The 20,749-nt window shown below is 44.2% G+C and carries 21 protein-coding genes; 7 read left to right on the forward strand and 14 right to left on the reverse strand.

Features of this window, described 5'->3' with window-relative positions:
- Positions 1-41: 41 nt before the first annotated feature.
- The 8 genes from ECHVI_RS10755 to ECHVI_RS10790 form a co-directional block, all read right to left on the reverse strand.
- A complete protein-coding gene (locus tag ECHVI_RS10755) occupies positions 42-1,109 on the reverse strand; it encodes a branched-chain amino acid aminotransferase (protein ID WP_015266010.1) in 1,068 nt (355 codons plus the stop codon).
- Between the two features lie 4 nt (positions 1,110-1,113).
- Positions 1,114-1,662, reverse strand: a complete 549-nt coding sequence (locus ECHVI_RS10760; protein WP_015266011.1) for a cob(I)yrinic acid a,c-diamide adenosyltransferase — start codon at positions 1,660-1,662, stop codon at positions 1,114-1,116.
- Positions 1,663-1,796: 134 nt separating this feature from the next.
- Entirely contained in the window at positions 1,797-2,519 is a 723-nt protein-coding gene (locus ECHVI_RS10765; protein WP_015266012.1) for an ABC transporter ATP-binding protein, read from the reverse strand.
- Between the two features lie 160 nt (positions 2,520-2,679).
- Positions 2,680-5,481, reverse strand: coding sequence for a tetratricopeptide repeat protein (locus ECHVI_RS10770; RefSeq protein ID WP_015266013.1), 2,802 nt, complete (start codon positions 5,479-5,481; stop codon positions 2,680-2,682).
- A complete protein-coding gene (gene gatC, locus ECHVI_RS10775) occupies positions 5,481-5,768 on the reverse strand; it encodes an Asp-tRNA(Asn)/Glu-tRNA(Gln) amidotransferase subunit GatC (RefSeq protein WP_015266014.1) in 288 nt (95 codons plus the stop codon). The genes ECHVI_RS10770 and gatC overlap by 1 nt, the downstream gene beginning before the upstream one ends.
- A 29-nt stretch (positions 5,769-5,797) precedes the next feature.
- Positions 5,798-6,523, reverse strand: a complete 726-nt coding sequence (locus tag ECHVI_RS10780; protein WP_015266015.1) for a lysophospholipid acyltransferase family protein — start codon at positions 6,521-6,523, stop codon at positions 5,798-5,800.
- A 7-nt stretch (positions 6,524-6,530) separates the two neighbouring features.
- Positions 6,531-6,902 carry a globin domain-containing protein gene (locus ECHVI_RS10785; RefSeq protein WP_015266016.1) on the reverse strand — a complete coding sequence of 124 codons (372 nt, stop codon included), beginning with the start codon at positions 6,900-6,902 and terminating at the stop codon, positions 6,531-6,533.
- Positions 6,903-7,031: 129 nt separating this feature from the next.
- The gene (locus ECHVI_RS10790; protein WP_015266017.1) at positions 7,032-8,387 is read right to left on the reverse strand and encodes an NfeD family protein; all 1,356 of its coding nucleotides are present in this window, start codon (positions 8,385-8,387) and stop codon (positions 7,032-7,034) included.
- Between the two features lie 259 nt (positions 8,388-8,646).
- Here ECHVI_RS10790 and ECHVI_RS10795 point away from each other — a divergent pair, with 259 nt between their 5' ends.
- The 3 genes from ECHVI_RS10795 to ECHVI_RS10810 all read left to right on the forward strand — a co-directional run bounded on the left by ECHVI_RS10795 (position 8,647) and on the right by ECHVI_RS10810 (position 12,162).
- A complete protein-coding gene (locus ECHVI_RS10795) occupies positions 8,647-9,873 on the forward strand; it encodes a LysM peptidoglycan-binding domain-containing protein (protein WP_015266018.1) in 1,227 nt (408 codons plus the stop codon).
- Between the two features lie 970 nt (positions 9,874-10,843).
- Entirely contained in the window at positions 10,844-11,398 is a 555-nt protein-coding gene (locus ECHVI_RS10805; RefSeq protein WP_015266020.1) for a hypothetical protein, read from the forward strand.
- Positions 11,395-12,162: a TIGR02757 family protein gene (locus ECHVI_RS10810; RefSeq protein ID WP_015266021.1), complete on the forward strand. Its 768-nt coding sequence runs from the start codon at positions 11,395-11,397 to the stop codon at positions 12,160-12,162. The genes ECHVI_RS10805 and ECHVI_RS10810 overlap by 4 nt, the downstream gene beginning before the upstream one ends.
- A gap of 79 nt (positions 12,163-12,241) precedes the next feature.
- Here ECHVI_RS10810 and pyrE read toward each other — a convergent pair whose 3' ends face one another.
- Entirely contained in the window at positions 12,242-12,889 is a 648-nt protein-coding gene (gene pyrE / locus ECHVI_RS10815) for an orotate phosphoribosyltransferase (protein ID WP_015266022.1), read from the reverse strand.
- 83 nt (positions 12,890-12,972) lie between these two features.
- Between pyrE and ECHVI_RS10820 the strand changes: the two genes are divergently transcribed.
- The gene (locus tag ECHVI_RS10820) at positions 12,973-13,659 is read left to right on the forward strand and encodes an NUDIX hydrolase (RefSeq protein WP_015266023.1); all 687 of its coding nucleotides are present in this window, start codon (positions 12,973-12,975) and stop codon (positions 13,657-13,659) included.
- On the opposite strand, the gene coaD is transcribed toward ECHVI_RS10820, so the two are convergent.
- The 4 genes from coaD to ECHVI_RS10840 are packed head-to-tail and all read right to left on the reverse strand — an operon-like array spanning position 13,647 to position 16,086.
- Entirely contained in the window at positions 13,647-14,102 is a 456-nt protein-coding gene (gene coaD / locus ECHVI_RS10825; protein ID WP_015266024.1) for a pantetheine-phosphate adenylyltransferase, read from the reverse strand. The two genes, ECHVI_RS10820 and coaD, sit on opposite strands and share 13 nt — an antisense overlap.
- A gap of 4 nt (positions 14,103-14,106) precedes the next feature.
- Positions 14,107-14,940, reverse strand: coding sequence for a DUF3822 family protein (locus tag ECHVI_RS10830; protein ID WP_015266025.1), 834 nt, complete (start codon positions 14,938-14,940; stop codon positions 14,107-14,109).
- A gap of 2 nt (positions 14,941-14,942) precedes the next feature.
- Positions 14,943-15,530 (reverse strand): hypothetical protein, encoded by a 588-nt coding sequence (locus tag ECHVI_RS10835; protein ID WP_015266026.1) that lies wholly within the window; start codon positions 15,528-15,530, stop codon positions 14,943-14,945.
- A 52-nt stretch (positions 15,531-15,582) separates the two neighbouring features.
- Positions 15,583-16,086 carry an NUDIX domain-containing protein gene (locus ECHVI_RS10840; RefSeq protein WP_015266027.1) on the reverse strand — a complete coding sequence of 168 codons (504 nt, stop codon included), beginning with the start codon at positions 16,084-16,086 and terminating at the stop codon, positions 15,583-15,585.
- Between the two features lie 23 nt (positions 16,087-16,109).
- On the opposite strand from ECHVI_RS10840, the gene ECHVI_RS10845 reads away from it, so the two are divergent.
- The 3 genes from ECHVI_RS10845 (at position 16,110) to ECHVI_RS23640 (ending at position 18,361) form a co-directional block, all read left to right on the forward strand.
- On the forward strand, positions 16,110-17,537 hold the full coding sequence (locus ECHVI_RS10845; RefSeq protein WP_015266028.1) for an ATP-dependent DNA helicase: 1,428 nt from the start codon (positions 16,110-16,112) through the stop codon (positions 17,535-17,537).
- Positions 17,538-17,716: 179 nt separating this feature from the next.
- A complete protein-coding gene (locus tag ECHVI_RS10850; protein WP_015266029.1) occupies positions 17,717-18,139 on the forward strand; it encodes a DUF1573 domain-containing protein in 423 nt (140 codons plus the stop codon).
- Between the two features lie 48 nt (positions 18,140-18,187).
- Positions 18,188-18,361 carry a hypothetical protein gene (locus ECHVI_RS23640; RefSeq protein ID WP_015266030.1) on the forward strand — a complete coding sequence of 58 codons (174 nt, stop codon included), beginning with the start codon at positions 18,188-18,190 and terminating at the stop codon, positions 18,359-18,361.
- An 836-nt stretch (positions 18,362-19,197) separates the two neighbouring features.
- On the opposite strand, the gene ECHVI_RS10860 is transcribed toward ECHVI_RS23640, so the two are convergent.
- Positions 19,198-20,550 carry a transposase gene (locus tag ECHVI_RS10860; protein ID WP_015266033.1) on the reverse strand — a complete coding sequence of 451 codons (1,353 nt, stop codon included), beginning with the start codon at positions 20,548-20,550 and terminating at the stop codon, positions 19,198-19,200.
- Positions 20,551-20,749: the final 199 nt, after the last annotated feature.

Below are 20,749 nucleotides of genomic sequence, written 5' to 3' on the forward strand. Positions count from 1 at the left end.
TGTCCTGAAATGCTCTGTATTAACCGGTGTATGAAGGATGGTTATACTTTGGTAATCCATCCATGTGTATCTTCTTGACGGCCATACTTGATCGCGTCAAGGGTCTCCAATACTTGGTAAGAAAAGGAATCTGCTGGCTTTTCAGGAAGATCGTAATCCGTGTCGCCTACGTTGATCTTGTAAATATGGGCGATGGTGGCTGCGGTTCCGGTTCCAAAAGCTTCCTGAAGCGTGTTGTTTTCCAATGCTTCCTTAAGTTCCGTGACCGTCAGGAATCTTTCCGATACCTTGAGGCCCTTTTCTTTCGCCAAGGTCAAAACCGAATCACGGGTAATGCCCTTGAGGATGGTGCCTTTGGAAGTAGGAGCAGTGATAAGGGTGTTATTGATGATGAACATGACGTTCATGGTGCCACTTTCTTCAATGTTTTCATGGTTCTTGCCATCCGTCCATAGCAATTGGTCATAACCTTGCTTTTGGGCAATTTGGGCTGGATAGAGGGAGCCAGCATAATTTCCGGCGGCTTTTGCCTGCCCTGTTCCACCTTCGGCAGCACGGGTGTATTTGGTTTCTACTTTTACCGAAACAGGCTTCGCGTAATAATGCCCTACCGGACAAGTGAAGATCATAAATTTATACGTCGCCGAAGGCCTAATGCCCAGATAATCATCCGTGGCAAAAATAAATGGGCGGATATAGAGCGAACAGCCAGGTTTGTTCGGGATCCAGTCCCGGTCCACTGCGAGCAGCTTTCTTAATCCTTCCATGAATATTTCCTCCGGGAGCTGCGGGATGCACAGACGATCTGCCGATTCGTTCAGACGCTGTTGATTGGCATCTGGTCGGAAGATAAGTACATTGTTATGCTCGTCTTTGTAGGCCTTCAAGCCTTCGAAAACAGACTGACCATAATGAAGGGTGGCATTTGCCGGGTTCAGGCTGAGCGGCGCATAGGGCTCTATCCTGAAGTCTTGCCATTCACCATTTTTATAGTCGGCCACAAACATGTGGTCACTCATTACCTGGCCGAAACTCAGGTTTTCAAAATCAGTCCCTTGTAATTTGGATTGGCTGGTTTGTTTTATTTGGATGTCTATTGTTGTGTTCATGGTATTAAACTCTAGATTCCCACGTGATCTCTTTTACTTCTAATTCTATTGCTATCATCCTTCCCAATACAAACAGATAATCTGAAAGCCTATTGAGGTATTTGATGATGATTTTATCAACTGGCTCATGTCCGTCAAGTGCCGTGACCCTTCTTTCGGCCCTCCGGCAAATGGTCCTGGCCACATGGCTGTAGGAGATGGCTTGATGCCCTCCAGGCAATATGAAATTTTTCAGCACAGGTAATTTTTCTTCCATCAGATCGATCTCTCCTTCTAAAAACGCAATGTCCTCTTCCAGGATATCGGGTCTCCTTACCTTGTGATTGCCTTGTTCTGTGGCCAATGTAGCCCCAATGGTAAACAGCCGATCTTGAATGGTCTTCAATTGACCGGAACGTTTTTGGTTTACCTCTTGGTCCTTCAGCAACCCTAAAAAAGCATTTAACTCATCAATGGTCCCATAGGCCTCTATCCTCATATCAGCTTTGGAAACTCTACTGCCCCCCAAGAGAGAGGTCTGTCCTTGGTCGCCTCCTTTTGTGTACAGCTTCATGTGGTGACGTTTTTTTAGGTTTGTTGCAGGAAAATGAATTGGAAGGGCTTCCTTAGCAACAGCTAAAGAAAATTTTACCAATATCACTTTCGACTTTGAAATCAGGAAGCAAAATTAAGCATTTAATTGCAATACTATTCGCTGACCGGCTGAAAATTATTTCTTGTGGGGTTGGGGTTGTTTTGATCGGTTTCTACCAGACCGTCTCTTAGCCTGACAATTCGATGTGCATAGTGAGCAATATCATCTTCATGGGTTACCATGATAATGGTGTTTCCTTTTTGGTGGAGTTCATCAAAAAGGTTCATGATATCGTAGGAAGTTTTGGTATCCAGGTTACCAGTAGGCTCATCTGCCAAAATAATACTGGGATCGTTTACCAACGCCCTGGCAATGGCCACACGTTGCCGCTGACCACCCGAAAGCTCATTGGGCTTGTGGTGGATGCGGTCTTCAAGTCCTACGCTTTTTAGGGCCAAGAAAGCCTTGTCTTCACGGTCAGATTTGCTATAACCCGCATAAATAAGCGGTAGGGCGACGTTTTCAAGACATGTGGCACGGGGAAGCAGGTTGAATGTTTGGAATACAAAACCAATTTCCTTGTTCCTGATTTCAGCCAATTCATTTTCGGTCATGTGGCTGACATCTTTGTTGTTTAGGATATAATTGCCTGCGGTGGGGGTGTCCAAGCAGCCAATGATATTCATCAAGGTGGATTTTCCAGACCCTGAAGGTCCCATAAAAGCAACATACTCTCCTTTGATGATATCTATAGTGACAGATTTAAGGGCTTGTACCTTTTCTGCCCCCATCACATAAGTTTTTTTGATCTCTTTGGTTTCAATTATTTTCCCCATGATAAAAATTGATGTTTTGTATTCCCTAAAGTTACAGTTTTAAACTAAAAAGTATAATGGAATGGTCTTAATTTATCTAAAAGGTGAAATGAAGGTATTAAGGTCAGGATCAAGATGAAAGGGAGAAGTGTCCTGTAGCGTGTTAACCCGTATGGCTTGATCAATTGTCCCCTTTCATTAATTCCTGAAGCTGCGTATCGGATACCCAGCCGCTCAATTCATCCATGTAGTTTTTGACATAACCGGTCAATTGCAGCGCCCGAGCTGCTTGGATCATGGCTAGCCAGAGTTTGGGGTCTTTGTTAAACTCGGCCGCATTTCTGAGCAGTTCATAGCGTTTTTCTAAAGAGGAGGCTTCCTCCCCGGCCATCAGCACCAGAGGAGTGAAATAGGGATTGCCAGCCAAGGGGGCATCTTCTTGAAAGTAAACTTGTAGTGGATTATTTTCAGATAATGAAGGCGTTTTCTGTCTGGCAATCGAGCCAAGTGCTGCGATATATGCGCTGTCCAAGCTGCTTTGGGAAGCCAAATAGGAGGTGAGCTGGTCGATTTCAGTATCCTTGAGCCAATGGCCCTTTTTGAACAGCACTTCATGGGCATAAATTACTTTTAGTGGAGCATCCTCCATGGCCTCAAAGGAGCTGTAAAAATCAGCTTTGGTGGCCTTGTTGAGTTGGGCAAGGTGTTGGAAATACGTGGCTTGGGAATGCTTTTCAGAGGGTAAGATGCCGGTTGTGTCCATCCATTGAGGGAGTTGCAGCTGGTATTTTTCGGCGACTTTGAAGGCCGTCTCTTTTTGGCCGCCAAAATAAAGAACGGGCAAAAGGGAGGTGTTAAAATTGCTGTATCCCATCATTTCTGCCATTTCAAGTTCATTGGCTGCTTTCTCGAAATCAGCTTCACCGATCAATATGTGGGCTGCCAACGCATGGAAATAGCCCGCTGATCCCTTGAAAGCGATGGCCAGGCCGTTCAGGTATTTTAGGGCTTCCCCAATTTGGTGGGCTTGATAGCTCCTGATGACACGGGTAAGTCGTAGTTCTTGCTGCGCGGTCGTTTCCTGTGCTTTTTGATACAGGGAATCCACCAGTGCGATGTCATGGGCAAAAGGAGTGGTGGCCTTATCGGTCCATTGGTTCCGGAGCGTGGCTTGTTGAATGAGCGGGGCATCTTCTACATCGGTGGCCAAGGAAAAGGCGGCAAAATCACCCATGAGGTTGTTGTAGGCCAAGGTGTTGATCTTGGCGATTTTGTCCTCTCCGGGATCAGGAAGGGTCTCGATGCGGAGCAAATGCTTCACCTGAAGCCCAATGAGGTTACTCAGGGCGATACGGGAGGGATGTGATTCGTTCAGCAGTTCAAGCGCTTGTGCTCCTTTGTTGCCTTTGCTGTAAAGCAGGGCCAGGTTGTTTTTGATCCGGCTGTCATCGGGGTACAGTTCCATTCCCTTTTCCAAATAATAGATGGCGTCAAAATAGCGGTCTCGCTTATGGGCCATATTTGCCGCCAATAGGATTTCTGCCACGGAAGGTTCCCATTCGAAGGCTTCTTCCATTTGTTTTTTGGCCAGGGTGAGTTGGTTTTCGCCTTCATACAGCAAAGCAGTCGCCACTTTGGCCTTGCTGTTTTGGCGGTATCGCAGCCAGCTGTTTTCGAAAAGAATTCGCGCTTCCAGCGGCCGATCCGTAGCATAATAATAATCTGCTGAGAAGTTGGTGGAACTGGTGCTCAATTGTGGGGCTATGACGCCATCCGCATAAACGACCAGGGAAAGCAATGCAATCAATGAACCTATTCGCATGTGGATATAAGCAAAGTACTTCGGCTTGAAAATCACTTCATCCACGGGCTTCCCTGAATTCATAAATCCCAGGAAATTGGCCATGAGGTAAAGGAAAAACAGCAAAGACATGGCGATTTGCGTATACAGCAGCCATTGATCCAAGAAATCCTGCATGGGTTCGTTCTGGGAGAAACCTGCTTTCCAAAAGGCCAAGGCCGTTATGGCAAAGCCTATCCAATAGAGTGATTTTCCGACCATGGCATGATCAAACGGCTGAGGTACCTGTGCTAGTTTTGCCCTCAATTCAAACCATCCCAAATATCCTGCAAGGAGGATCAGCGGGAAGAGCGGTGGATAGGTGATGGGAAGCGAAAAGGTTCCCGTATGGTGCATGTACATGGCCAAAAGCAAGAGCAGGTACACCACCGAAAAAGTCGTGAGGTGCCATGAGATTTTAAGGCCTACACCTCGGTTTAGCTTGGTGAGCAATAGGAAAAAACTCCCGATCACCGCGTGCCCTACATACAGCATAAAAATGGCAGCAATGCCCAAAGTGGTCAAGCCAATGTTTTCGGAAAGTAGCAGGGACGGATTGACCGAAGGGCTTAAGGAAACCAGTGCCCAAATGGTCAGGGCCGCAACGGGGATAATGATCAAGCTCCTTCTCAGCAGAGACAGCTGGTCAAAGAAGACATGAATGATCATACCCGGAATGGTAAGTCCGCTGATCAGAATGATCAGGGAAAGGTTACTGCTGACACTCCCAATGTTAAGCGCATTGACACCGCTGAGGGTGAGCAGGACAATGACCAAAGCCATGCCTCCGATAAAATAGTATCGCTTAAAGGTCGTGATCAGCGTGATGCCAATGATGAGGAGCAGCGCCATTGAGGCCCCAAAGAAATAGGTTTTTGCAGTCTGAGGCACCGGTGCCAGCACTTCATAATTTTGGAAGATGAGGTAATTTTCGACCTTAAGGGGATAGCTGTCGATTCCCCAGTTAAAAATATCGAGCGGTACCTCTGCCATTTCCGAAAACAGTCCAGGCTGTATGGGAAGTGCGTCATCAGGCGCAAACCAATACTGGTAGCACAAAAGAAAACTGCCAATGATCACAATGAGGATTGGCAGTTTTTGAAATATGATTTTACTGGTTCTGGCGGTAATGAAATCAGGCATTATTCTAGCACCTTGGGCACACGGAAGTAATCAGAGTCCTTTTGTGGCGCGTTTTTAAGGCCTTTTTCATGAGACAGGTGGCTTCCAACGGCATCTTCACGAAGTACATTTACTTCGGAAGACATGGTCGTAATAGGGGCTACTCCCTCAGTGTCCACTTGCTCCAGGTGCTCCACCCAGTCCAGGATTTGAGTCATGTCGCGGGTCATTTTCTTGGCGCTGTTTTCGTCAAACTCAAGGCGGGCAAGGTGGGCGATTTTTTTTAACGTATTGATATCAATTTTCATGATGAATATTTTTTGGTAAAAAGGTGCTGTTAATTGTCCTTCCAGAGCTGATCTTGGATGACCTTATGACAGCGTAATTTCATGTTGGCCACCGCATCTTTGCCTGAGCCTTCAGGCATCATGGGGGCATGAATGACCACTTTTACCGGTTTATAGTGCAATAAGAATTTATTATCGTCGGGTAAAATTAAGTGATTATAGGATAAAGTTACAGGAATTATAGGGATTTGTTTTTCAAAAGCCAGATTAAATGCCCCGTCCTTAAATGGTGCAATGATGGGCGGTTCGGTACTGCGGATGCCTCCCTCCGGGAAAATGATGATGCTGCTCCCTTCGTCAATGATTTCCTTGGTCCGCTTGAGCGTTTCACCCCTGCTTCTGAAACTAGCCCGATCCACTGCAATATGGAGTTTTTTGAACATGTAACCAAAAAGCGGGACTTTGCCAATGGAGCTTTTGCCGACAAATACCGCATCTCCTGACATCAGGCCGATCACAGGAATATCCAAATAGGAAAAGTGATTGGCCACGATGATGTATTGCGGATATTGTTTTAAGTGATGCTTGTTTTCTACAATTACCCGCATAAAGAGGCCTGTAAAGAAGACTTTTGCCCAGATTCCATTGAGCTTTCTCCCGTATTTTTTCAGGCCTGGGACTTCAATGGTGATGATGAAAAGTGGGAGCAAGACCAAAAAAGAACCCAAAAAGATAATGGTGCCGTATGTCGAATAAATCCTTCGGAGTAAGCGCATACCTGAATTATTGGTTGATCATGTGGTTAGCCACTTTTACAAAATAGCTCATCATGAGTTCTTTGATGTTTTGTTCCACGGAGATCTTGTCCATGGCGGTGAACATGGTGCTGAGCCAATGATTTCTCATATTGTCATCTATGGCCCATTCCAAATGCCTCATCCGAAGCCGTGGATGCCCACGTTGTTCAGAATAGGTGGTCGGCCCTCCAAAAACCTGCAATAAAAACAAAAACAAGCGTTCTTCGGCTGCTTCCAAGTCGCTGGGATATAGTGCCCTTAATGCCTCGTTCTGGGCCACCCCTTCATAAAAATACTTGGCCAGTTCCTTGATTTTTTCTTCTCCTATGGCCTGATAAACCGTTTGGAATTCGTTCATGGAATTTCAGTGATAGTTACGGCAAACTTAATTAAAAAAGTGCAAAAAAGTAGAAAGTAGGGGCGGTGGGATGCCAAACACATTGAAAACGGTAAGGTCACCAAATGCTCCCATGCCAAAACTTTCCCCTTATGAACTTATTTTCTTCACCTTAAGGGAAGTGCCTTCGGTACTGATCACTTTGATTTTTTCTCCTTGGTCGATGAATGCACCCCTCGAATGGGCATCATAAATTTCTTCATCGATCAAGACCTTGCCACTGGGCATCAATCTGGTATGAGCAATTCCCTCCTTGTTCAAAAGGTCATTGGAATACCAGAACGAGGTATAGCCTTCTTCCTTTTTTTGGGTAGTGGCCAAGGTGATTTTGCTAAAAGCCTGCCATTCGTTGACCTTCGGTGCCAAGAAGAATATCCCACCGATGGCGACCACAGATGCCAAGATGACCGTCACCAAAGCAACAAAGAGTTCTTCCGAAGGGACAAAGGAAAAGTCAAAGGCATCATTGGGGAGCATGCCCAAGGTCAGCCCTGCCAAGATACAGGCAATTCCCAAAATTCCGGCCACGCCAAACCCTGGTATGACGAAGAGCTCAAGAGCCAGCAAGATAATGCCCAGGGCAAAAACGATGATTTCCCAGTTTTCGGCCAGTCCGGTAAGGTAATAAGGAATGAAATATAAAATTACTGCGGTGATTGCAGCGGCTAAAGGAAAACCTACTCCGGGCGTTTGGATTTCGAAATATATTCCACCAATGATGATGAGAATCAGAAACCCGCTGATGGCAGGATTGAGGAAAATGCTGATGATGTGCTCCACTGTGCTCATCTCGTATTCGATAAGTTCGTAATCCGTAATGCCAAAGTGTTTTACGGCATCGTCAATGGATCGAGCTTCAGCCTCACAGAAACCATTTTTGATGGCTTCTGAAACGGAAAAGGTAATGACCGAACCTGCCGTGGTGATCCCTTCAATCTCGATCCGCTCATCGACCATGGCTTCCGCGATTTGTGGATCCCGGCCGTTGGCTTCGGCAGTGCTTCGCATCATGGAGCGCATGTAAGATTGGTACTTGTCGGGAGCAGCTTCCCCGGATCCACCCATGACCACCGTGGCGGCACCGATACTTGCCCCGGGGGCCATATAGATGCTGTCACAGGCGATGCTGATCAAGGCCCCGGCAGAGGCCGCATCTTTATCGATAAAAGAAACGGTGGGGATGGTTGATTCCAAGAGCATCGTTCGGATATCGTCTGCATCATTGACCGCACCACCATAAGTGTCCATGTGAATCACTAAAATGTCTGCGTCGGCAGCATGGGCATCTTCCAAGGCCATTTTTACTTTTCGATTCATTCTGGGGTCTATGTTGTCCTGGATTTCAAGGACGTAAACTTTTTGGATTCCCAAAGAGTCCGTAGCCGCCAAAAGAGGGGAGTGGGTCAGCCATAAAAATATGCAGAGGAAAAAGGGCGTGAACTTCATAGATTAAATTTAGTATTGAATCGTGCCATTAAAGGGAGATGGCCTCCTATTGATGACAAAGCGTAATGGTAGCGTTGATTTTTTAATTGCTACTATAAATATAGCGGTTTTATACCAATTCCCATTTAGAAACTTTAAGGCGAATCAAACAGGAAATTTCTGTTGATTGAAAATTTTAGCAGTATTTTTGTTGTAATTTGCAGCTAGGAAAAAAGCACAAATGAAAGCTTAATTGCTAATAATAATCACAACAGGAAATATGAGTTTTAAAGTGAGTATGGACAGTGTAATCAAAAGTGTAAGTTTAGCCACCCTTATTTTTTTTATGGGAGCTGGAGCCGTCTTTGCGAAGGGGGCGGCAAGGGATTCTATAGGAGTAGAGAAGATAGGCGACAAGACGTTTATCATTCATGAAGTTACCGCCAAGGAAACATTGTTTGCGATTTCTAGACGTTATGAAACACCCGTAGGCGATATTATCAAGAACAATGATGAGCTGAAGCAAGGCCTTAAAATCGGCCAGCGCATCAAGGTGCCTTATATCCCCAAAACTGAAATTCCCGCTGGGGCGGTACTGCACAAGGTGAGCCCTGGAGAGACGCTTTTTTCCGTTGCGAAGAAATACGATGTTTCTGTATCAGATGTCAAAGCTTGGAATGACCTAAAGGGAGATGACCTCAGTGTAGGCCAAGCCTTGATCATAGAGGGAGTAAAGCCTAAAACCCCGCCCAAACGCGAAGCGCCTGAATTGAGAGATAATCCTACTGACATAAAGCAAGCACCAGTGGAGACAGACGTGGAGGTTTCGAAGAAGGATAAGCCCAAGGAAGAAAAAAGTAAAAAGGACAAAACACCTGCACCGGTTTCAGCGGCCCCTGCACAGCCAAGTGAAGAGACGCGGATAGAGGAAGTTACGGATAAGGAGGCGACAGGCTGGATCACGCATACTGTAAAGGATGGTGAAACACTCTATTCCATTTCCAAAAAATACAATGCCAATATGGGGGATCTGATCAATTGGAATGTGCTGTCATCCAATAACCTCCGGGAAGGCCAAAAGCTGAAAGTCGGCAGAAAAGAAGGAGCTGTCAATAACCCTTCACCTGCTCCTTCCGAACCTGCTGTTACCGCGGCCAAAGAGACTCCTGTAAGCACGCCTGAAGAGGAAGCTTCTGCCAGTGCAGCGGCCGTCAAGAAGGCCTCCAATGAAAGTACTGCTTACAAGAACATCAAGGAATCTGGACAGGCCGAAGTCATCGAAGGCACCAGCAATCACAAGAAATATTTGGTGTTGCATAAAACTGCACCTGTGGGAACCATCATGAGGATCCGCAATGAAGAAAATGACGTGACCATTTTTGCGAGGGTAGTCGGTAAGCTTCCCGAAACAGGTGATAATAAAGAATTATTGATCAAGGTTTCACAAGCAGCTTTCGACCAATTGAGAGCAGTGAACAATCGTTTTAGAGTAGAGATTTCCTACTAGTAAGAAACATTATCAGATCAGAGAAGGCTGTGTCCATTTTGTTGGATGCAGCCTTTTTTTGTTTTAGCCATTAGAAATAGTTTTAGGTCGGAATACTTGTGCACCGTGGTGTAGATAGGCTAATGCATAATGCGGGTTAAAAAAATGTTCCTATTTGCATTTATATCTGCCGTTCCTACGGAACTGACCCTTATGTGTATAATCATTTTTGGTGCAGGTGACAACCTGTACCTTCTATATGCCCCTCCGCCAAAGGCGGATTAGGCATATTGCTCAGTTGCCAGCACATATTCAGGGTTTAACCTCTACCAAGCCAACCACTAAACATGAGCAGATAGCTGCGACGGCTTGTATGATCCAAATCAACAAATCATTCTTTCAGGTTATTCCGCCATTCGGCACCATAGGCTACTGCGGTTTCCTATGTACAAATGGGGGAAAAGTGCCGGCGGCACGATAAATTTTGTGACCTGCGGATTCATCCGCAGGAACTTAAGCGCTCCTCAACCTACCGAAGGAGTGCCAGCGGCACGGATGATAGCTTCTTTACACGAAATTAGTACTAAATGCGCTTGCCACACTTGAAAACCATCAGGGGAATCACTTTTAGTCCCTTGAAGTCCTTTCATTCAGGCTGACATCTCTTTACTAATAGTTTAAAAGTGTTTGCCCTGGGGGAACTGACAATTTTCATTATGGAGTAAAATGCCCCCAACTTTTCCGCTTGATCCGAAGTTGTGCCATTATCACAGATGCAATGTATTAATAACCTGTATGGGAATTGACCCGAATGGCAGTAGGATGATTTGGTCTTTATTGTAACGTTTTAATCCATTTTGGGCCTCACGGGAAAAGTTCCAAAACATAGGCTCCGTATGCCTTGCAAAAATAGGGTGTCCTGTTCTTAAAAAAGCTATTTTGTTAATTGCTGATAATTAGCCTATTTTTGCAATGACGTTTGCAAGAATGAATGAATAAAATCCAACTCATATTCCACCACATTTTCAGGTTTATCTGGAACCTGATATTTGTTATTTCTTATCCTATATTAGCCACATTTGGACTGGTTTTTATAGGCATTACTTATTTTTTTTCATGGATATCCAGGTTGTTGACACGAATTAAGAAAAAAGAATCCATTAAAGAGATCAATACTCCCGAGTGGGGCCCTCTTTCGAAGGATGTAGACCTTCTGGAAGGAAAACTCCATAAGCAGATCATGTTTGGGCCTTCTTGCTTTAGCGTCCGCCGAAAGGACGGTGTGCCATCGGTGCTTGAGGATTTTTATTTTGGCACGAAAGTCAGAATCATTGAAGAAGGGTATTTATTGGAAAAATGGAATACCATGGATGCGAAAAAACTACCGGATTTTGACGTGTGTCTTTACGAGCCTGATGAAGATCGGCTGACACCGCTGACCAATATCAAATGCTTCGATTGGCATCTGGCCGAGAAAGAGAAAAATCAATTGTATTTCAAGTGGTTTGATGGGATCCAAGGTGGTGAAGTGAAGGTGGCATTATGACAGACCTCAAAGCTTTTTTAGATGAAAAGGTTGCGCGCTACAACCAGCCTGGATTTATTGCTGCCGATCCAATCCTAATTCCACATCGCTTCTCCAAAAAGCAAGACATAGAAATTGCAGGTTTTTTTGCAGCAATCTTGGCGTGGGGACAGCGAAAGACGATTATCAACAAGTGTACGACGCTTTTGGCGATGATGGATGATGCTCCTCATGATTTCATGTTGCATCATCAGGAGCAAGACCTAAAGCCATTTGTGAATTTTAAGCATCGTACGTTTAATGATGTGGATACCTTATGGTTTATCTCTTTTTTAAGTGGCTTTTATAAAGCGCATGACAGCCTGGAAGAAGCTTTTACCCATGGCTGGAGCGAGGATGTAAATGTGATGGGAGATTTGTTGATGAATTTCCATGAAGTTTTCTTTAGGGATCCCATGGCGCCTCAAAGAACGCGCAAGCATGTGGCCACTCCCAAGCGAAATGCCGCATGCAAGCGGATCAACATGTTTTTGCGGTGGATGGTCCGAAAGGATGATTGCGGCGTTGATTTTGGGCTGTGGGACAGGATAAAGCCTTCGCAGTTGGTTTGTCCATGTGATTTGCACGTAGACCGTGTGGCGAGAAAGCTGGGCCTGATAGAGCGGAAACAGACGGACTGGAAAACGGCGATGGAGCTGACCGATCGGCTGAGGGAATTTGATCCAGTAGATCCTGTGAAATATGATTTCGCCCTTTTTGGGCTAGGGATAGAAGAAAAATTTTGACTGGAAACGGTCAAATTGCGGAATTGTAAAACCGATCGTTTGTCCTACAATTCCGCAATTCCAATAGAATGGTTGTGGACTATTCTTTTTCCCAAGTATCGGGGGATTTTCTCCATTCTGCTAAGGATTGTAGGTCTTCATCCGAAGCATAGTTGTTTTCAATGGCTTGGGGCAGCATGGCCTCGTAATCGCTGAGGCAAATTAGTTTTAGCTCAGCATTTTCAAAATTTTGACGTGCAATTTCAAAACCATAAGTAAAGATAGCGGCCATGCCTAGTACGTCAAAACCAGAAGCTTTCAAGGCCTCAACGGCTTTCAATGAGCTGCCTCCTGTGGAGACCAGGTCTTCAATAACGACTACTTTTTGGCCTTTTGTGACTTTTCCTTCGATCATGTTTTCCATGCCATGACCTTTGGGCTTGGACCTTACATAGATAAATGGCAGCCCCATTTCTTCTGCAATCAGTGCTCCTTGGGGGATTCCTGCTGTGGCCACCCCAGCGATGCCTTCGGCATTGGGGAAGTGTTTTTTGATGACTTCCACTAATTTCTCCTTAATGAAAGTCCGGGCTTCAGGGAAGGAAAGGGACAGGCGGTTATCGCAATAAATAGGTGATTTCCAGCCTGAGGCCCAAGTAAAGGGTTGTTTTGGCTGAAGGCGAATGGCTTTAATGTCCAGTAATTTCCGTGCGACAGCTGCCGCTATTTCTTTGCTGTGTAATTCCATGCCCCAAAATTAATTCATAAAAATCTTTTGGCTGTTGTGATGGCTAAAATTTTTGTGCATTTTTGATCTGAAATGACCAATTTATGCGAATATTCATCAACGACAAGCCTCTGGACATCTTATCCCCAGCGCAGCTGAGCAAGAAGAAGACGTTTGAGTGTGTTTATGACAATCCGTCCGATTTACCTGCCTCTGTTGCTTTTCACGATGATGTCCTGATTACCAAGCCTTCTAAAGATATTATCATTAAGTTGCTGTACTTGTTGCGGACACGAAAATTGAAGAACTTGGATTCCATCACCATAGTATCGGAGGATGAGAAGATGCTGAAATCATTTATAAAGAGTCGCTTTAATATTGTCAAAGCTGCAGGAGGAATCGTGACGAAAAACGAGAAGGTGCTTTTTATTCATCGATTGGGGAAATGGGATTTGCCAAAAGGGAAGTTTGAGAAAGGTGAAACCCCGGAAATTTGTGCGGTAAGGGAAGTAGAGGAGGAATGTGCGGTTTCGGTCAAGCGCGGGAAATTAATTTGTAAGACTTGGCATACTTATACGCAAAACAGGAAAAGCATTCTGAAAAAGACCTATTGGTATGCGATGGAGTGTAAGGATGATTCGAATATGGCTCCGCAGCGCGAAGAGGGGATAGATGATATCAAGTGGCTCAGCCACCATGAGGCGAAAGTAGCATTGGTCAATTCCTATCCATCCATGAGGTATTTGTACAAGTGCTTCCTGAAAATGGTGCCTGAAGTTCAGACTTCATAAGGCAGGAATTCACTGACATTTCCGCCATATCGGTGTACTTCTCTGATGATGGTGGAGCTGACTGCCGCATATTGGGGGGAGGTGATCAGAAATACCGTCTCCAAGTCTGTATTCAAGTAGCGGTTCATTTGGGAAATGGTATTTTCATACTCAAAATCCGTAGTATTTCGCAAGCCTCGGAGTAAAAAGTTGGCGTTGTGCTTTTTGGCCAAGCTGGAAGTAAGCTCATTGTACACGACTACTTTAACCGCGGGAATGTCCTTGTAGACTTCTTCTATTTTCTGGACCATCTTGTCTATTTCGAAATAGCGCGATTTTTTGGACGAATTATAGCCGATACCGACGACGATTTCATCGAAAATATCCAGTCCCCTCATGACAATGTCATGGTGGCCATTGGTGTAGGGGTCAAATGAACCGGGGAAAATAGCTGTTTTTTTCATGTCTTTAGCTTGCCCAAAAGGCTTCCAGTTTTTTGGTTTCCCTAAAGCTCTCTGCTCCGGGGAGATAATTTTGACTGGGTTTGGGAGTGGTTATTTCGATGTTTTTGAAATACTTTCGAAGCACTTGTTCTTGTACGTTGATTTCGTCCAAGTTGCCGTAAAGGGTGATTTTACAATGCATCCTATCAAATGCCAATTGGTGAAGCACGCTGAAACTGTATTTCAGAAAGTCTTGGTTGTTTCGTACTTCAAATCGGTTGAAGAATTTAAGCTCTTTGTTGATAAAACCTGCAACGTACATCTCATGGTCTTCTATGACCACGGCCAGTTCCTGGTTGAGCATGTCAGCTTTTTCACCCAATAAATAAGCGATGGCAAGGCTACTCCCGTGCCTTAAGGTGAGGTTTTTGATATGATTGCCAAAAATAGCCAAGAGGGTGGAGTCAATCCCGCCAACAATAACGAGCTGGCTGTCATTCAGGTGAGAATAAAAAGCGTCTTTTCCAGTCGTTTCGACACTGAAGTTGAGGTAATGCTGGACTTCACTGGCGTCGAAGAGCACACTGGGAACCAAACAGAAATCAGGCGAGAATACATAGAGTGTGGTTTCGCATTGGCTGCGCATCTGGGAAACGAACAAGTCCTTTTCCAAGATCATCTCCAGTTCTTTATCTTCCACAAAAGGATAGTCATTCACGCCGATGACCAAACCATTTTGGTTTTTGGCAAGTACGATGAGCCTTTGCGGATAAAATAAAAGCGATAAGCTTGATGTATTGGCCACATCAAGCTTATCGCAGTGAAATTCTGTATGGGTATTTGTTACAGTCTTTGCCAAGATTATTCCCAGTTTCCTGAGGTAGAAGCGTCTGTTTTCGATCCTACTCTCAGCGCTTTTTCATTGTTGTTTTGTCTTCTTTCAGGATTTACAGGAGCAGGGTCTCTGATTTCAAACACGTCGATAAGTGTTTTGCTGGCTCCTCTTTCCACTTCACCAGCGAAGAACTCAAAGGTTTTTCCGCCTGATCCAGGGACTACATTGAGGGTAGTGATGTTAAACTCTGGGTACTTTCTTTCATTGAAAAGCGAGTCCATTACATTTACGGAACCCAAAGTGTCATAATGAATGGTCACTTCCTCTTCACCGTAATCCAATAGCTTGGTTTCTTCCGTTTTTTGAACAATGAAGATTTCACCGTCTTCAATGAATTTTTTCAGATCCTGCCAGTTTCCGGCATATTCTCCATTGGTGGCCAGATAAGCCTGTTGTGCTTGACGAAGCATTTGCAATTTTTCGATAACGCGAGCTTCGATGTTGGCAATTCGCTTTTCTTCTTGCATGACATCGTCCACGCCTTTGTAGAGCCTATAACCTACGGCCAAGGCTGCGATGAGAAAAACAATCGATAAGATTCTAGTCAAATTCATTTTTCAGTGGATTTTACTTCTTATATAAAGGTTGATGGTATCTAATAAGATGCTATTTTATGCATTTATTTTCAAAATTAAAATATCCTTTCCATATTCTTATGTCATTCAGCGATTTTATCTTCCAAAAAAGATGATGTTTTTCGTCATTGGGAATTTTGTGGATTTCTTCCAAACTCATGAACCGCACATCTTCAATAAGTTGCGAGTGATTTGGGAGCTCGGGATCCGTTCCCTTGGTCAAGGTGCCTGATTCCTTAGAAACTTCAAAAAAAAGCTCCACCGCATGAAGTGGCGGTTTTAGGAATTCGGTTACGGTCAATAGAGGACCTATTTGGATAGTGATTCCCGTTTCCTCAAGAAATTCCCTTTTCAGGTTTTCCGGGGCGGTAGATTGGTAGTCCATCCCTCCTCCGGGGACATTCCAGAAACATTTCCCATTGCCCATCAGGTGTTTTACCATCAGGATTTTATCCGCTATGATGAGCACGCCATTTACCCTCGTGCGTAATCTACCACCAAATTTCTCGTTGATTTCTTTTTCTAAATTCTCCATTTAAGCTGTAGATTCGCTTTTACATGAATAAAGATAAGCAAGATATCCCGAATCCGTCGGCCTTGATACGGCAAAATTTTCCTTATGAGCCTACCCATGGGCAAGGGAGCTTTTTTCGTTTGATGAATACGTTTTTGGATGAGGATTTTGATCGTAAGCCTACCTTTGTGCTGCGGGGATATGCCGGGACAGGGAAGACCTCGGTGATCGCGGCGGTGGTAAAGTCTTTGCCAAAATTGAATTTTCGCTCGCTGCTTTTGGCTCCCACCGGAAGAGCCGCCAAGGTGATGGCCGCTTATTCGGGGAGGATGGGGTTTACCATTCATAAAATCATTTACCGGCCCAAGGATCAGGAGGGAATGGCCGGGTCGGGGTTTGACTTGCAGAAAAACTATTACAAAAACACCGTCTTTATCGTCGATGAAGCTTCCATGCTCTCCGATGATGCCCTTGGAGGGAGTAATCTGCTTCGGGATTTGTTGCAGTATGTCTTCCAGCACCCTTCCAATAGACTAATCCTGATCGGCGATACGGCCCAGTTGCCACCCGTAGGCAGCGAGAACAGTCCTGCGCTGGATGGAAATTACCTTGTGCATCATTACGGCTTGGATGTTTTGGAAGCCGAACTTACTGAGGTGATGCGGCAGCAATTGGACTCTGGTATTTTATACAATGCCACCGAGCTGCGAAAAGAGGTGGTCAAGGAAGCACCTGTCATTTCTTTTAGGATAAAAGGATTTCCAGATTTTTATAAGATGACCAGCGAAAGGTTAGAAGATGGCTTGCGGTATGCTTATGATAAATATGGCGTGGAAAATACCATTATTATTACCCGATCCAATAAGACTGCTGTCCAGTATAATCAATATATCAGAAGGACGATTCATTTTTATGAAGAGGAAATTTCAGCAGGAGACATGTTGATGATTGTGCGGAACAATTATACCTATATGGCCGAATCGGATAAGGTGAGCTTTTTGGCCAATGGAGATTTTGTAGAGGTTGTTAAGATCCGGTCTTTCGAGGAGATGTACGGCTTGCGTTTTGCGACACTGGAGCTCAGGCTTATTGATTACCCTGAAGAGCCCTTCTTTGAAGCGAAGGTAATACTGGATACCTTGTACACTTCCTCCACTTCCTTGAGTACTGAGGATGCCAAGGAGCTCTACCGTCAAGTGACCGAGGACTACGCAGGGGTGGAGAACAAAAAGGAGCGTCGAGAGTACATCAAAAAAGATCCATACCTCAACGCCCTGCAAGTGAAATTTGCTTATGCACTTACCTGCCATAAGAGCCAAGGCGGCCAGTGGAGTGCGGTGTTCGTCGATCAGGGGTATGTATCCGAAGACCAATTGGATACTGCTTATATCCGGTGGCTATACACGGCGTTGACCAGGGCCACGGCGGAGGTCTTTTTGGTGAATTTTCATGCCAACTTTTTTGTAGGATAATCATGTTCTAGGTAAAAATAAACAGATTAAAACTGTATAAACTTGATTATTCTTTAAAAAATGGGAACATTTACGCTCTATTGCGTTTAAGGAAGAGGGGGGAATGAACCTCTTCTATTTGAAAATGGAACGAATATTGAAGTGAATTTTCTATTAGTAATTAATAAAGACCAACTGAAATGAAAAAGTTAATTCTAATTTTTGCCATGGCATTTACGGCTTTTGCTGTTCAGGCCCAGAATGAAACCGAAAAGGCTACTACCGAGAAGGAAGAGGTGAAAGGACCCGTGATTACCTTCGATGAGACGGAAAAGGATTTTGGTGAAATTACACAAGGCACCAAAGTGGAGCATACCTTTAAATTCACGAACACCGGAACGGAAGTGTTAAGAATTTCAAATGTGGCCGCTACCTGTGGGTGTACCGTGCCGAAATGGCCAAAAGAACCGGTAGCACCGGGCAAAACTGGTGAAATCAAGGTGAGTTTCAACTCTGCCGGTAAAATGGGTAAGCAGCGTAGCGTGGTAAGGATTTACTCCAATGCTTCTGAGCCAATCGAAAAAGTAACGTTGATTTCCAATGTGACCAAGTCAGGAAAATAGTATAGCATCAAGATGCTAGACGAGTGATATTAAAAAACCTCCGGGAAAATGGCCCTTGGCCTGCTTCCCGGAGGTTTTTTTGGCTGTAATGACAACTTAAGACCTTCTGCGGTACTTGGTTACTATGAAGATCTTCCGATGGTCGCTACCATAAATGACCAAGAAATAAGCATAAGCCAAATAGGGGGGAATATCATCAATTTTCATCAAAAGAAGCATTGAGACAATGACCCCTAGATATTAAACGATATTGAGGGTGAGTTTTGTCATTTCGTATGGTTTTCGGTGGTGTGTAGAGTCCTAAAAAGTACAATGTTCAGAAAGGCAGAAATGAACAATAGGTTAGATGCTGTAAAGAAATTAAAATTATTCTCGGTGACCATTATAAAGAACCATCCCGATAGTGGGTTGAAGTTCACTAGTTCATTGATACCAAAAATAATATCCAATTGATATGCCGTTAACGTCGTTCCAATAAGTATCCAAAACACTTTATTGACCGTGAAATATGTCTCCCGAATTGTGAATTGTATAAAAATAGAAATTAGACTTAAAATTATCATGTTATACAAAATGACAAACATCAAGGGTGTGAATGTTTCGGATTTATGGAAATTAAATCCAATAATAACTAATAATGCATTGCATATAGTGAAAATATAGATAAAGAATGGACTTTTAATATATAAAAAAAATACTTCACTTTATTGGATTCATATTTTTGTGTCGTAATGAAGTTTTTATAAAATAAGGCGTAGGATCCAATAAAGAACACACCAATAAGCATCACTATTTTACTAAAAACTTCGGGATTATAATTAGTTCTCCTAAAACCCACTTGATACGTTAAATAGGCCTCCTTGGAAAATAGGTATAATTAACCTTTTAGTGACTTAACTAAAAGGTTAATTTGTTTTTAGGGTAATTTGAAGCAAAATCAATAGTACAATTTGTGTAAGGAAAAGTACAATTCCTGAATTGAAAAGGTTGATTTTTGGGGTGGTTTTGACAATTGGACACACCTGTCCTGTAATCCTTCTTTCCGGCGGTAGTTTTTGTCAAGCAGCTTTGTTGATGGGCGGGGATTCCTGTTGGTTTCTTCGTTTGGCAACTGCTACGGCGTTGGCTGCCATAATGCCGAACAGCACGGCCAGCTTTTCCCTTTTATCTCCCTTTACTCGTATTTTAACCAGTCCATAGTGGTTTTTATGGTTTCCGAAAGCCCCTTCCATTGCCGTTGCCCTTTGTTTGGAGACTTCAGCACTCAGAATCTTTTCGGCTTTGCTGTGGGGTCTGGGGCCTTTTTTGGGGAAGCCGGTGAATATGTCTTTGGAGGTACAATACTTTCTGTTGGCATTGGTGGCATAAATCCGGTCGGCACCCAGCTGGGAAGTCTGTCCGAAAACCCGGGTATGTTTTACCGTGGATATTTTCAACCGGGTACATTCATTGAAGTTGTTGAAGTCCAGTTTATCGATAAATGATAGCCCGCCTGTCTGAAGGATATGGGCTTTCATACCGAACTCCACACGTTTGTTTTCCTTTCCCCGGACGATCGGCCGGAGATAAGGTTTATGGAGGGAAACGATGCGGTCCTTAAGTTCGGAGGGAGGATTTTCCAACAAAAACTGCTGCTGGACCAAGACTTTTTTGATGGTCTTCAGACAGGCAAAGTCATTTGGTCTAAACCCCGCCCCTTGATAAAAGTCCAGGATCTCTTGTAACTGGCCAAGTCCTTTTTCCAACAGGAAGACCAGGGATTTTTTCCTTTTGAGGGTTTCCTTAAAGGATTTGCGTCTTTTACGGAAGTAGCCAAGCTGTTTGGCCTTCTGCTCCCTGTATTTTGACCGGGGCCTTTTTATGCCCAATTGTTTACATTTTTTGAACAGTTGCTTTTCAAACACCCACTGGCAGCATTCCCAGAGTAGTTTGGGGTCGGTGGGGAAACGGACATAACTTTCATAACAGGTGGCATCCATTAATAAGACGTGGCTGTTGTCCACATCCTGTTTCCAGTGATCAATTAGTACCTCTTGGATCTGTTCCCAGTGGCAGTGTTCCTCGATGTAGGCCCTGATCCGTGTCATAATGGTAAGGTCCCGGATCTGTTGGTCTGATGCCAATACTTTCCCGCAGAAATACTGAAGGCTCCAGTCGGTATTGAAACGCTCAATCAATTGGCGGTCTGAGGTATTCAGGTAGGCTTTCAAAAACATCAGGGCAAACATGCCCCTGGCACCGAACCACCTTGGGGCACCAGGCCCCTGCAGCTTTTCAGGAACAAGGCTCGAAAGCTTTTCCCATGGCAGGCTGTCATGGATCTGGCCAAGCAAGGAATTCTTGAAAAAGTGATACTTTGGAGAGTATCCGTCAAAGTCTTTGAAAATAGGGAGCTGTATGGTATCTTTCATAGTATTTTTGTCTGCAAACAAAAAATACGAAAAATAAAACCCCGGAAAAAGCCCTTTTGGACGATTTTCGGGGTTTTTGAGTTATTTTTTCGCAACCCTGTTTATTAAGAATCAGTGATTTAGCTAATTAACAAGATGCCCTAAATAAACTAATACAGCTAATGATGTAGTGTAAAAAGCAATATTTTGAAATTTTGTT

The sequence above is a fragment of the Echinicola vietnamensis DSM 17526 genome, assembly GCF_000325705.1.
In the GTDB taxonomy this organism is placed as follows: Bacteria; Bacteroidota; Bacteroidia; order Cytophagales; family Cyclobacteriaceae; genus Echinicola; species Echinicola vietnamensis.